A 12506-nucleotide genomic window follows, 5' to 3' on the forward strand; every position below is an offset into this window, starting at 1 on the left:
TTATAATTGCCAGCTCAGGAAGTTATTCAGTAATGTTGCACCGACTTTGGCGCTTTTCTCCGGGTGAAATTGCATACCGGCATAATTGTCTTTGGCAACCACGGCAGAGAAACGTGTGCCATATTCGCTTTCGACCAGTGTGTTGGCGTTGCTGGCGTGGGCAAAACTATGGACAAAATACACCTGATCGTCTGGGTTAAGCCCCTGTGTCAGTGGGTGCGTAGTACACAAAGACAGAGTATTCCAGCCCATGTGCGGACTGGTTAACTGACCAGTTTCAAGGTAGCTGACTTTGCCGGGAATTTGGCCCAGACACTGAACATTCCCTTCCTCGGTTTCGTCACAAAGTAGCTGCATACCAAGACAAATGCCCATGAGCGGATTCTGGTATTCAGCGATGGCCTTGTCCCAACCCTGATCGCGCAGGCGTTTCATTGCCACAGAGGCGTGCCCGACGCCCGGCAACACTGCTCTGTCAAATTGCTTTAGCTGTGCCGGGTCGCGGATCACTTCCGGATCCACACCCAGACGTTCAAAGGCAAAGCGTACCGAGTTGATATTGGCACAGCCCGTATTAATAATGGCGATCATAAGCACCCCTTAGAGCTTGCAGTTTGCTGGCTGGTATCTTTTGCGATGGCCATACGCAGCGCTCGCGCAAAGACTTTAAACAAGCCTTCGACCTGGTGGTGGCAGTTACCTTCGCTTACCGATAGGATCAGACTGATGTTGGCGTTATCTGCCAGCGACTTAAAAAAGTGCTCAACCATTTGCACATCCAGATCGCCCACTTTTTCGCGACTAAAGTCGGCGTTCAGCACAAATGATGCCCGGCCAGATAAGTCCAGCTGACACTCAGCTTTGCATTCATCCATTGGCAGAGCGAATCCATAACGGGCGATTTGTGACTTAGTCCCGAGTGCTTGTTTAAGCGCCTGACCTAGGGCGATGCCAATGTCTTCCACCAGGTGGTGCTCATCGATATGCAGGTCACCACTGGCTTCTATCGTCAGACCGATGTTTGCGTGAGTGCGAATTTGATCCAGCATGTGGTCAAAAAAGCCAAGCCCTGTGCTGATTGACCCGGAACTATTTTGGTCCAGGTTAAGTGCCAGACTGATCTGCGTTTCTTTGGTATTACGTTGTACTGATGCCTGACGGTTTTGGGTCGTCAATTGGGTGACAATTTCTGGCCAGTTGTCATCATAAAGGATACCTTCTATACACAGATTGTTAGCCAGTTCTACATCGGTTTGCCTGTCACCAATCACATAGGAGTTCGCAAGATCAACTTTGCCCGAGCGCATCAGGCTGGTCAGCAAACCTGTTTTTGGTTTTCGGCACTGACAGTTGTCTTCGTCAAAGTGTGGACAAATCAACACCTCTTCAAAACGGATCCCCTGACTGGTAAAAATCGCCATCATTTGATTGTGGGGCAGGGCGAAGTCTTCCTCTGGAAAGCTATCGGTGCCCAGTCCGTCCTGATTTGAGACCATGACTAGCTTGTAACCTGCGGCTTGTAGCGACAGTAAAGCCGGGATCACATTGGGCAGCAAGGCCAGTTTTTCCAGACTGTCTACCTGTTTGTCCGAAATGGGTTCTTCAATTAATGTGCCATCCCGGTCGATGAATAAATAAGGTGTGCTCATTGTTATTGTTCTGCCTGTGGTTGTGTCAGCCAGCGTCTGACTTGTTCTAATTCCTGCTCGCTACCAATTGAAATGCGTAACCAATTATCCTCACCAAAGAGGGTAAAGGGACGCATGATAAGACCTGATTGCATCGCCTGTTTAATATCGCTTACCTGCCGTACCTGGACTGTAATAAAGTTGCCTTCGCCAATCATGACCTTGGCAATTTTTTCGGATCCTCCAAGTGTCTCAGTGAGCTTTTCTTTTGCTTTATTGAGAATACTGACCTGACGGCGCATTTGGGTAATGGCATCCGGAGTCAGCGCTTCCTGTGCGATTTGCGCCACTACAGCAGACACCGGGTAAGGAGCGATAACCTTGCGGATTGGTGCAAGCACGTCGGGAGAAGCCAGGGTAAACCCGGTTCTGAGTCCGGCCAGGGCAAAGGCTTTTGACAAGGTTCGCAGCACCACCAGGTTATCGAAATCCGACAACAGGCTCGCCGCGGTGAGTTGTTCACAAAACTCAACATAAGCTTCATCGACGACTACCAGTGCCTTGCCTTTGAGGGCAGCAGCAATCGCAGCAATTTTATCTGTACTTACTGTTGCGCCGGTTGGGTTATTGGGATTACAGATAAATACCAGCTTGGCGGTGCCAACAGCGTCTGCAATTTCTGCGGCGCTGCCTTGTTTCAACAGGCTCTGCTCAAGTGCTGTGACCCCGACATTGTGGGTATCTGCCGTTACTTTATACATGCCGTACGTGGGCAAGAACAAAGCAATCTTGTCTTGTCCGGGTGTGCAATAAGTACGCACTAACAGCTCGATGCCTTCATCAGCGCCACGTGTCATCAACACTTTCTCTGGGCTAAGACCCGCATAACTGGCGTAAGCGTTGATCACCGCTTCGGGTTGTGGATCCGGATAGCGGTTGAGTGCTTCAAAATTGAGGCTTACACGCCGTGAATAAGGGCTTTCGTTGGCATTAAGCCAGGTTGTGCCGGTGAGCTTTTCGCTCTTTGCTGAACTATAAGCGTTCAGTGAGGCGATGTTTTCAGGTAATTGAATTTGACTCATGCGTTGTTCTCCAGCCTTATTTTGACAGCATTGGCGTGGGCATCCAGGCCTTCTGCCTCTGCCAGGGGTAAAATAGCCTTGCTTAGCAACTGTAAACCCCCTTTACTGATTGTCTGTTGCGTGTAGGTGCGATAAAAGTCGAGCAGGTTGAGGCTCGAATAGCAGCGACTGTATCCATAGGTTGGTAAGACATGGTTAGTACCTGACGCGTAATCACCCGCTGACTCTGGCGTGTAGTCACCAACAAACACAGAGCCGGCATTTTTCACTAAAGGCAGATAGGGCTCTGGTTCACCGAGCTGTAAGATCAGGTGCTCAGGTCCATAATCGGCGCTAACCGCAAATGCTTGTTCAATATCTTCGACCAGAATAAGCGTGCTATTTTCAAGCGCTTGTTTGGCGATGTCTGCGCGGCTTAGTTGCAACAACTGACGATCCAGCTCGCCCTGGGCCTCTTTAATAAGCTGTTTGCTATTGCTGAGCAGCAGTACCTGAGAGTCGGGGCCGTGTTCGGCTTGCGAGAGCAGATCCGCGGCAACGTAAGCCGGATTAGCGCGTTCATCGGCAATGACCAATACTTCTGAGGGTCCTGCGGGCATATCAATGGCAAACCCCGGAAGCGATTGCGACAATAGCTGTTTGGCCATAGTCACAAAGGCATTGCCGGGTCCAAATACTTTGTCTACTTTAGGCACGCTCTGGGTACCCAGTGCCATCGCAGCAACTGCACCGGCACCACCACTTTCAACAATTGTGGTAATACCGCATTTTTTCGCTGCATATAAGATGGCCGGATCGATACCTTGTTCGCCGTTTACCGGAGTACACAACACAATTGTTTGTGCCCCTGCCAGTTGCGCACAGACCCCTTGCATCAGTACAGAAGAGGGCAGTGGCGCACTGCCTCCCGGGACATATAGACCAACCGCATCAATGGCTTGATACTTAAGCTCGCATATCACACCAGGTTGTGTTTCGAGACGTTTTTCTACAGGCACTTGTAGTGCGTGAAAAGCGCGAATATTACTGTAAGCCTGGTCAATGGCCTGTTTTAGTTGCGCTGAAATAACGCCTTCACTGGCCTGAATTTCTTCAGCGGATACCAGTAACCGAGGCTGAGCACGTTTATCGAACTTACGGGCATATTCCAGCAACGCTTCATCACCGTTTATCTCGACTTCTGCAATGATTTTTGCAACGACTTTTTCCAGTTCATCACTGATAGTTACGGCCGGGCGTTCAAGTGCAGCCTTTTGTTGAGCCCGGTCCGCCTCATTCCAGTTAAACATGCGTCGTTACTCCATCATTTTTTCGATTGGCATAACAAGAATGGAGTTTGCGCCAAGCGCTTTGAGCTCTTCCATGGTTTCCCAGAACAGGGTTTCGCTGCTGACCATGTGCAGAGCAACATATTCTTCGCTTCCGGCCAGAGCAAGCAGGGTTGGTTGACCTGTCCCCGGTAACAACGCACAGATCTCATCAAGTTTCGCTTTTGGCGCGTGCAACATAATGTATTTGCTTTCTTTTGCCTGTTTCACACCACGCAAACGAGGCATCAGCTTATTGATAAGCGAGAGTTTATCGTCCTCATTAAGATTGGCGCTTTGGATAAGGCAAGCGTTCGATTCTAAAATGGTGTCGCCCTGCATCAGGCCGTTTGCTTCGAGCGTTGCGCCGGTCGATACCAAATCGCAGATTGCATCGGCAAGGCCAGCACGAGGTGCAACTTCTACCGAGCCCGTTAGCATAACGACACTGGCATCAATCTGCTCTTGTTCGAGGTACTGCTTCAAAATCTCCGGGTATGTGGTTGCGATGCGTTTGCCGTTGAACCAGCTCTTATCCTGCATACCCAGCTCCTGCGGCCAGGCCAGTGCCAGACGACAATAACCAAAGTCGAGTTTTGCAAGTTGAGTAACTTCGCTGGGTTGCTGGTTGCGTTGTCGTTCTGCCTGCGTTTCTACAAGTACGTTTTCGCCAACAATACCTAAGTCGCACACACCATCCATTACCAAACCCGGGATATCGTCATCTCGGACTCTCAGGACATCGATTGGCATATTGGTAGAGTGGGCGATCAGGCGCTGTTCGCGCAGATTTAATTTAATTCCAAGCTGTTTAAGCAGTGACTGACAATCCTTAGAAAGGCGGCCAGATTTTTGAATTGCAATTCGTAAACGGTTGTTGGTGTTCATAATTTATTTCCTAAGTTTAAAAACTAAAAGCCCCGAGGGAACCTCAGGGCGAAAATAAATTATGTTGAGTGCTAGTTCGCCGGAGGTTCCTTGAAGGAATAACCCACCAGCGAAATACCTGACAGGTTATCCCGGTGTATGATGGTGATGATGGATAGCTGTCAGTGTAATAAGCATGTCAGATTCTCTTGTTGTTTATCTAAAACGTGACGCGCATCAGGCGCTCAAAATGTATTTATAGATAAACACAGGAGAGGAATTGCGTGCAAGTACTTTTTTGCATAAATTAAAGAATAAATTATAACTGTCGATAATAAAGGCATGAAATACCACGAAATGAGGTGGATTATGGATGCATTTAAGCCGTTTCTGGCGCCGATAGTTCGGTTGCAGGTGAGTCATGATGGCCCGTTTAAAGTTGCGGGAGTGCTCGACAACCGAACAGAAAGGATTAAGCGTAAAAAGCACTTACTGGAGATGGCGCAACAAAAACATCAAGAGGAAGATACCCGCAAAAAAGACGAAGATGATAGTGAGATCGACGACGAAGAACAGCATTTAGATACATGGGCCTAATACCTAAGCCGCGGACAAGGTGTTTTGTCCGGGCTTTAGTGTCAGGCTTTATCTTGGCGGGTCTATTTTGCCTGAAATGGAGGTATTAACCCTAAACCAACCTGCAATAGAGTATCTGTCTCGTTTAGCGGGGAGTACTTCATGAGGAAACTCTTCACTTAAAAACAAGGCAAGTGTGCCGTGTAGTGGTACTACTTTTATCCCTTCAAGGTCATGGTCATCCTGATAAAGCACCATTTCACCGCCATCATTGTTTCCCCAGCCAGGATTCAGATAGGTAACCAGCGAGAGGACGCGGTTGGTTTCACCTCTGAACGCGTCGTAGTGGCGTTTGTAATAACTGCCACTGGCGTAATGGGCAAAGTGACTTTCAAATGAAAACAGTCCCATGAATAGGCGACGGTTCAAAAACTGCTGTAACCGGCTGGTCCAGTCAAGCCAGCGCTGTCCGGGCTCTGACTCGCCGTTTATCCAGCAAATTTCGTCTGTACGCACAAAATCGTTATGCAAAAAATCATCGCCACGGCCAATGCCGGCATGTTCATACTTTTGCGTACTTAAACTGTGCTGATAGGCCAGTAAATCGTCTGCCAGGTCGCATGGGAGTGCGCCCGGGCGAATGCTATAACCCTGGCTCAGTAAATCATCAGCAATGAGTGAAAACAGTGTATCGTCTGTGGGCGAATCGCCGTGCCCTGCACGAAAATGAACTAAAGCGGCCAACCTGATTTCCTATAGTAAGTCGTATCAACATAAAAGTGTGTCATTAAAGCAAAAGAGAAGAAGTAGTCTTAACCTCATGGCTCTGGGCTTTATGGCTTGCTGCCTGCTTTGCTGCGCGCATAATAGTCACTTTTTATCTGTTGGCAAGCAAAATATTTCAGCTTGTGTCTAATGGGGTATAATGTCTTAAAAATCATTGCGGAGTTGATTGATGAGCGTGAACAAAGAGCCTGAATCTGCGCAAGAAGTTGTGTCGGTGGCATCGCCTTGTATACGCCATTGTTGTCTTGATGATAACGATGTCTGTGTTGGCTGTTATCGTACGCTAAATGAAATCATGAACTGGCAGTCATCCAGCAATGAACAAAAAAGAATGATTTTAGAAGCGTGCGAGAAAAGAAGAGTGCGCTGATGTGTACATGGTTGTATCTGCTGACAACAACCGCTCCATAATATCTATGTGCCATAAAAATTAAAAATATATGAAGTTAGAAGCAAAGAGCGTTAAGTTTTTATCACCGGCGGATGAGCAGAGCTTTTTCGACCGGTTAAATGCGTTGTCTTGTGTTAATGATGTCTTTGGACAAGGGTTTTCGATAATCATTGAGACAGATAAGTCACTTGATGATGAAGAACTAAGAGAGATTATCGCCCTGTTTTATCGCTACGGCGTCAACATGAAACAGCTAAGGGCATTTCTGTGTGAAGGCAACAGAGTATGGTTTAAGCACAATCAACAATCATATTGGTATAAAAAGGTATTTGGAAGTCGATGAATGGTATCAATCTGTTTTTAAAGGTGTCTAGAACTGTCGCCGTCGAGAAATAACACGGGTTGATTTATTAGCTATCTGGTGCTTCTAATTTTGTCTGATAAGCAAAAACACCAGGGCCATAAAATGAATTGGTGTCTTAATTGACAGGATTTCATTGAACCAGAACTACAAAGCCAGGTACTTATTTTTTGGCCCGAGTACAATGTAGTAAAACAACACGCCCGGTGCACCAGAGAATACAGGACTTAAAGGTTCTGACTGACCACTATAGGAAACAAGCCTACTTGCGCTTACCCCTTATCCACCATAAAATTGCCCCGCCTAGTTATAATGCAGTGCTTTTAATTTTGTCTATCACACAGTATTTTTCAGAAAACGGTCCCCTGGCTCGTCACTTTAACGGTTATCAGCCAAGACAGCCCCAAATTGATATGGCCGAAGCCATAGATCAGGTGGTCAAAGAGGGTGGACAATGTGTGGTTGAAGCTGGTACAGGTACAGGTAAAACATTTGCTTATCTGGTTCCGGCACTTCTGAACAATAAAAAGGTCATCATTTCAACTGGCTCTAAAGCACTTCAGGAGCAACTTTACCACAGAGATTTACCTGAGCTACTCAAAGCGCTTGGTAAGGGTCGCAAAGTTGCCTTACTCAAGGGCCGGGCGAATTACCTGTGTACTTATCGTCTGAATGAGCATGTTGCGCATGTGCCCAGTGACGACCCCGATGTCATGCACCAGCTGGCGATGGTGGCAAAGTTTGCCACAGAAACCCAAAGCGGAGACCTTGCGGACTGTGTCGGTATAGAAGAAGACGCCAAAGTGCTGCCTTATGTTAATTCCACAGCTGATAACTGTTTGGGTAAGGATTGTCCTGACTTTGCAGAATGTTACATACGTAAGGCCAGGTTGAAAGCCGCTGAGGCTGATCTGGTGGTGATCAACCATCACTTGTTTTTTGCCGATATGTCGGTGAAAGAATCAGGCTTTGCCGAGCTGATGCCAACAGCAGATACCTATATATTTGATGAGGCGCACCAGCTAGGCGAGATTGCATCCGATTACTTCGGAGAGTCCATAAGCACTAAACAGTTGCAGGCGCTGATTAACGATCTAAGACTCATTTATCGCAGCGATATACCCGATATGCTGCAACTAGGCAAAACGCTGAACAAGTTAGAGACCAGTGTTGCAGACCTGCGACTGGTGTTCGGCAGCGACGGGGCCCGTGGAGATTGGCGAGAAAAGCTACAGGATAAGGTGATCTGTGATGCCTTGCACAGAGTGATCAGCAATCTGGACTTTTTGTATCAAGTACTCAAGCTATGTCTCGACCGTTCAGACAAAATTGAACATCCACTGGAGCGAGTCTTATCTTTTAAAGGGCAACTTGATAGAGCCTTTGACGTTAGTTTGTCTGGCTTTAGCTATTGGTTCGAAACGACCCGACGCTTTTTGACAATTCATATCACGCCTTTGGATGTCTCCATTCGGTTTAAAGACATGATGGCTAAAAGCGAAGCCAGCTTTGTATTTACCTCAGCAACTTTGTCGGTGGACAATAGCCTTGCGCACTTTAATGCCAGCCTGGGGCTTAAGCCTGATCACCAGGCTATTGTCGACAGCCCATTTGACTATGAGTCGCAGGCCATGCTCTGCCTGCCTCGCTACCTTCCTGAAAGTAAAGACGAGCTGATGCCCCATGCTTTGGTAAAAATTGCCAAGCAGGTGATCAATGCAGCTAAAGGACGAACGTTTTTACTCTTTACCAGTTACCGGGTCATGCATTTGGTGTACGAAGGACTGAGTACTGCAACAGAATATCCTGTATTTATGCAAGGGCAAGCCTCTAAACGCATAATTTTGGAGCAGTTTGTTCGCCACGGGAATGCTGTGCTCATGGGAACGGCTTCATTTTGGGAAGGGGTTGATGTGCGTGGTGATACATTGAGTTGTGTACTGATAGATAAACTCCCTTTTACTTCACCTGACGATCCTCTGCTACAAGCCCGGATGAAGGATGCACAGCTGCAGGATAAAGAGCCGTTTGATGATATTCAGTTGCCTCTTGCTGTAATCGCACTAAAACAGGGGGTTGGGCGTCTGATCCGGGATAAAAAGGACAAAGGTGTGCTAATTATTTGCGATAATCGCTTGGTTACGCGAAAATACGGTGAAACCTTTATTAAAAGTTTGCCACCCATGTCACGGACCCGTGATCTGGATAAGGCATTGTCATTTTTAGAGAATATTGACCAGCATGAAATATAATTTGCTTGCCCTGGATGCTTCAACCGAAGCACTGAGCCTGGCGTTGTCGTACAACAACAAGATCTATCGTCATTTTGAAGAATGTCCTCAGCAACACAGTCAGAAAATACTGCCCCTGATAAAACAGATTTTGTCTGACGCCGGTTGTCAGCTAAAAGATCTGGATGGACTTGTGTTTGGCCGTGGTCCAGGTAGTTTTACCGGGGTACGTATAGGGGTTGCTGTCGCTCAGGGGCTGGCTTACTCGGGCAATTTGCAATTGGCGGGTGTCTCGACGTTGCAAGCGATGGCTCAGCAAGCGTTTGCCCAGACAACTGCTCAACAGGTACTGGTGGCTATTGATGCCCGCATGGGTGAAGTTTATCTGTGCAACTACACCAGAGGAGAGAATAATCAGGCCGTAGCACTCACAGAAGAAATAGTGATTAAGCCTGAGCTCATAGAAGGTGACTATCAAGGTGCATTGGCCGTGGGCACCGGCTGGCAGACATATTCAGACGTTGCCGGGAAGCTGTCATTGGACCTGAATACAGACATTACGTTGCCTCATGCAGAGTACATGCTGATCACTGGTGCTGAACAGTTTGAAGCAGGACAGGTTGTGAATGCAGCAGATGCTCAGCCTCAGTATGTCAGAGATACGGTGACCTGGAAGAAGTTGCCTGGGCGCGAATAACAGGCTAATCTTTAATTGGTGCATTGTGTATTTGAGTGACAAAGACTGATGAAAATCAACCAGCTTGTTCAAAATCAGGATACTTACCAGCTAAGGCAGTCGGTTACAAAACCTGCTGCCAGCGAAACACCGTCACCTGTTCAACCAACGACTAAGCTCAAGTTTTCAGATGCTGGGGTTGCACTCGCGCAGCAGTACAATGAAGACAAACGCGCTGTGATCTATGATCAACCCAATTACAAAACCAGTGTTGCAATCCAATCCTACAGTGCTATTCAAAACCAGGACCGACGTAGTGAAGTTCAATCTTTGCTCGGTGTGAGTATATATGCCTGACGAGGCCTGTCTTTTAGACTGATATAGTTACTCACAATGTCACTGACGACACGTTCAACTATGCAAACTCCCTAAATTTACCATGAATATTTTTCAGCAAAAATTTAGTCAATTCATTTGTTTTAATCTGTTTTTGGAGTAATGTTAAAAGAAAAGAACAATTTATGGTTACGAGTTTGCTGAACAGATTTAACCAGTTTGCACTCAGGCTTTCTTCAAATACGATTGTTTTGTCCCTGCGTGAAGGCTACATCGCTCTTATCCCATTTTTTATCGTTGCCTCAGTGATCACTCTTTTAAATCAGTGGCTTGGGGATGACCTAAGCAAACTCAAGTATCAAGCTCTTGGCGACTTCAATACCCTGGTTTGGGGGATATTTCCTTTACTGACATTAATCTCTTTTAGTTACTATCTGTCAAAAAACTTAAAAATCCACACCATTGCTGGTCCAGTGTTGGTACTCGCCTGTTTTACGGCTACAACGGGATACATTGAAATAAGCCAGGGGAGCCTGACCATAGTGCATAGAAACGGTATGTTGTATTCACTGCTTATGCCAGTGCTTTGCTGCTATTTACTGGCCCATATAGAACGGGTTCGCTGGCTCAGGCTGGTAGGGATTAGCTCTATTAGTCTTTTTTTGCGTAAACACCTTAATCTCATCATCCCTTACATTCTGGTCACTGCTTTGATCTTAATGGTGATCCCTGTGTTTGACCATTTTTCTGGACAGATCCACAGTACTTTAAAATTACTTAACCCGACCTGGAACGTGTTCGAAAAGATTTCTGCCCAATTGATTTTTTCACATTTACTGTGGTTTATCGGCGTCCATGGTGACAACACTTACCACTTATTGGTTTCCGGTGAGCTGACCGATTATTTGGTGTTACCTCAACTTTCGAGTTACGACTTTTATACCTGTTTTGTGATTATTGGCGGAACAGGTTGTATCTGGGGGCTGATCATAGCGTCATTGCTACTCAAAAATGCACGCCATGAGCGAAGCATTGCCATGATAGCATCTCCACTTGCCCTGTTTAATGTTAGTGAGGTTATGCTCTATGCGCTGCCAATTGTGTTTAATCCTTACTTGCTCATTCCTTTTCTACTTAGTCCGTTGCTCAACGCCTTAATTGCTTATACTTGTATTTCAACCGGACTTATTTCACTGAACCCGGCAATGGATATTCCCTGGTTCACCCCTGTTTTTGTTAGCGGCTGGCTACTGACGCAGAGTATCAGCGGCATTGTGCTGCAAGTGGTGCTGATCGCGTTGAATGCATGTTTGTATTTTCCATTTTTAAAATTTAATCGCGATCATAACTTGTCCGGCAAGGCGCTTGATGTGCTGCTCAAGCGGTTTACAACCGGAAGGTTGATAGAAGCCGGAGCAGAAAGCTCGTATACGCGCTCTCAACGAGAAGAGCAGATCAATGTTCATAGTCTGAAAGAAGTCACCGATGCCCTGAATCGGGGAGAGCTGATGCTGTTTTATCAGCCTAAAATAAACCCCTATACTAAAGATGTTGTGGGCTTTGAAGCGCTTTTGCGCCTGAAAGATTCGGATGGTCGAGTACAGGGGCCCTGGTTTCTTGCAACCTTAGAGCATCATGCACTGCTACACATAATAGATAATTTTGTTATCGATCAGCTGGAAGTCGATCTGGAACAATTCGCCCGGGCTGGGTTCAGGCCAAAAGTGAGCTTTAATATCTCTCCGCAGAATTTACTCACAGGCGGCTATAAGCGCATTGTAAAGGCGTTTGCGGATTACCCTGGGCAAGTTGAAGTCGAGTTGCTTGAATCAAGTTACATAGAAGACTTTAACCGAACGGTTGATGTAGTTAATTTACTTCGTGAACATCAGATTGCCTGCGCGATGGACGATTTCGGCACAGGTTATTCATGTCTTTCAGTGTTGTCAAAGCTTAATATAGACACCATTAAATTAGACCGGAGTTTATTGCCTGAGAGCTATAACAGTAAGTCTGTGTCTTTGTATACCAATCTGTCAGAGATGATTGCCAAATTAGGGTTTCGGTTAGTGGCAGAAGGTGTAGAGACCAAAGAAGAAGAGAATTTGGTTAAGCAATCACAAGTAGATTGTGTACAGGGGTTCTTATATTACAAGGCAATGCCTATTGATGAGGCAATGAGCCTGTTAAAAGATCAGTGTAAGGACACAACAGAGCGAGTGGTTTGATAACAATGGGCCTGTTGTCCAGGCCCGCAAAAAAGAA

The 12506-nt window shown here is 46.6% G+C and carries 13 protein-coding genes; 7 read left to right on the top strand and 6 right to left on the bottom strand.

The features are described from left to right. Genes hisH through hisG form a run of 5 tightly spaced genes read right to left on the bottom strand, consistent with a single transcriptional unit; the run spans position 1 to position 4905 of the window. Positions 1-591: an imidazole glycerol phosphate synthase subunit HisH gene (gene hisH / locus ACXAH1_RS13205; protein WP_475197294.1), complete on the bottom strand. Its 591-nt coding sequence runs from the start codon at positions 589-591 to the stop codon at positions 1-3. Further along, positions 588-1649, bottom strand: coding sequence for a bifunctional histidinol-phosphatase/imidazoleglycerol-phosphate dehydratase HisB (gene hisB, locus ACXAH1_RS13210; RefSeq protein WP_475197296.1), 1062 nt, complete (start codon positions 1647-1649; stop codon positions 588-590). Before hisB ends, hisH begins: the two co-directional genes overlap by 4 nt. Positions 1650-1651: 2 nt before the next feature. Beyond that, complete coding sequence (hisC, locus tag ACXAH1_RS13215) at positions 1652-2710, bottom strand: histidinol-phosphate transaminase (protein ID WP_475197297.1); 1059 nt, start codon at positions 2708-2710, stop codon at positions 1652-1654. Continuing rightward, positions 2707-3999 (bottom strand): histidinol dehydrogenase, encoded by a 1293-nt coding sequence (gene hisD, locus ACXAH1_RS13220; protein ID WP_475197299.1) that lies wholly within the window; start codon positions 3997-3999, stop codon positions 2707-2709. The genes hisC and hisD overlap by 4 nt, the downstream gene beginning before the upstream one ends. Before the next feature lie 6 nt (positions 4000-4005). Next, the gene (gene hisG / locus ACXAH1_RS13225) at positions 4006-4905 is read right to left on the bottom strand and encodes an ATP phosphoribosyltransferase (protein ID WP_475197300.1); all 900 of its coding nucleotides are present in this window, start codon (positions 4903-4905) and stop codon (positions 4006-4008) included. A 348-nt stretch (positions 4906-5253) separates the two neighbouring features. Between hisG and ACXAH1_RS13230 the strand changes: the two genes are divergently transcribed. Beyond that, entirely contained in the window at positions 5254-5481 is a 228-nt protein-coding gene (locus ACXAH1_RS13230; RefSeq protein WP_475197301.1) for a hypothetical protein, read from the top strand. 48 nt (positions 5482-5529) lie between these two features. On the opposite strand, the gene ACXAH1_RS13235 is transcribed toward ACXAH1_RS13230, so the two are convergent. Next, positions 5530-6204: a 2OG-Fe(II) oxygenase gene (locus ACXAH1_RS13235; RefSeq protein ID WP_475197303.1), complete on the bottom strand. Its 675-nt coding sequence runs from the start codon at positions 6202-6204 to the stop codon at positions 5530-5532. 211 nt (positions 6205-6415) lie between these two features. Here ACXAH1_RS13235 and ACXAH1_RS13240 point away from each other — a divergent pair, with 211 nt between their 5' ends. The 6 genes from ACXAH1_RS13240 (at position 6416) to ACXAH1_RS13265 (ending at position 12469) form a co-directional block, all read left to right on the top strand. Continuing rightward, positions 6416-6616: a DUF1289 domain-containing protein gene (locus ACXAH1_RS13240; protein WP_475197304.1), complete on the top strand. Its 201-nt coding sequence runs from the start codon at positions 6416-6418 to the stop codon at positions 6614-6616. A 70-nt stretch (positions 6617-6686) separates the two neighbouring features. Next, complete coding sequence (locus ACXAH1_RS13245) at positions 6687-6980, top strand: hypothetical protein (protein ID WP_475197306.1); 294 nt, start codon at positions 6687-6689, stop codon at positions 6978-6980. Between the two features lie 347 nt (positions 6981-7327). Continuing rightward, entirely contained in the window at positions 7328-9250 is a 1923-nt protein-coding gene (locus ACXAH1_RS13250) for an ATP-dependent DNA helicase (protein WP_475197307.1), read from the top strand. Next, the gene (gene tsaB, locus ACXAH1_RS13255; RefSeq protein WP_475197308.1) at positions 9240-9926 is read left to right on the top strand and encodes a tRNA (adenosine(37)-N6)-threonylcarbamoyltransferase complex dimerization subunit type 1 TsaB; all 687 of its coding nucleotides are present in this window, start codon (positions 9240-9242) and stop codon (positions 9924-9926) included. Before ACXAH1_RS13250 ends, tsaB begins: the two co-directional genes overlap by 11 nt. 48 nt (positions 9927-9974) lie before the next feature. Then, on the top strand, positions 9975-10262 hold the full coding sequence (locus ACXAH1_RS13260; protein ID WP_475197310.1) for a hypothetical protein: 288 nt from the start codon (positions 9975-9977) through the stop codon (positions 10260-10262). Between the two features lie 164 nt (positions 10263-10426). Further along, positions 10427-12469 carry an EAL domain-containing protein gene (locus tag ACXAH1_RS13265; protein WP_475197311.1) on the top strand — a complete coding sequence of 681 codons (2043 nt, stop codon included), beginning with the start codon at positions 10427-10429 and terminating at the stop codon, positions 12467-12469. The last annotated feature ends 37 nt before the right edge of the window (positions 12470-12506 follow it).

This window comes from Pseudoalteromonas sp. AWH4_217, assembly GCF_056161105.1.